Here is a 697-nt window from a genome sequence, read left to right as displayed (position 1 = left end):
GCTACGGGACCAGGCGGCCGTCGCCGTCGCGGCGCAGCCCGCCGTAGTCCTGACCGGGGATGGGCCGCACCCGCGAGCCGGGGACGACGTGGTACTCGTCGACCGGCCCCGGCTCCCACCCGCCCCCGACCCAGTCCGTGACCGCCTTCCAGCCCGGCGCGGTCACCTGCAGCGCCCACCCGCCCGAACCGCTGCGCACCCACCGCACCGCACGGACCACCACGGTGCCGGCGCCGTCGGGCAGGTCCATCCAAACCCACGGCCCGCCGTCCGCAGGCGGCGTCGGCCCGGCCTCGGACGACGCGGGCGGCCCGGGCTCCGGCGGCTGCGCCTGTGCAGGGGAGCCGGCCGCCGTCTCGGCGGCTGTGTCGGTCGTCGGGGCGGGCGCGGCGAGGGACCGGGCGGCGCGTTCGGCGAACGACCCCCACGTCCCGGCCGTCAGATCCTTGCGCCCCATGCCTCGATCGTAGGGACGACAAGGCGACCTTGTCGAAAAGATGTTCGAATAAGTGTGCCGCGCCGATTGGATGTCAGTGACGTTCTGTCAGATTGCGGTGATTCCCGCTGGTGGGGAAGAGGTTCGGAGCGAGGCGTCACTGACACCGAGAGGCGTCACTGACCCGGAACGGAGACGCCGCACTGACACGGAACGGAGACGCCGCCGACGCGCCGGAAACGGAAGAGGCGCAGCCGCTGG

The 697-nt window shown here is 73.5% G+C and carries 1 protein-coding gene; it reads right to left on the bottom strand.

Annotation, left to right across the window (positions count from 1 at the left end):
- Nucleotide 1 precedes the first annotated feature (1 nt).
- Complete coding sequence (locus tag ACRX5W_RS33270; RefSeq protein WP_436792128.1) at nucleotides 2-457, bottom strand: hypothetical protein; 456 nt, start codon at nucleotides 455-457, stop codon at nucleotides 2-4.
- Nucleotides 458-697 lie beyond the last annotated feature (240 nt).

The sequence above is a fragment of the Yinghuangia sp. YIM S10712 genome, from assembly GCF_051388935.1.
Classification (GTDB): Bacteria; Actinomycetota; Actinomycetes; order Streptomycetales; family Streptomycetaceae; genus Yinghuangia.
The sequence above is the reverse complement of the archived record's forward strand: the minus strand, read 5'-3'. Positions and strand labels throughout refer to the sequence as shown.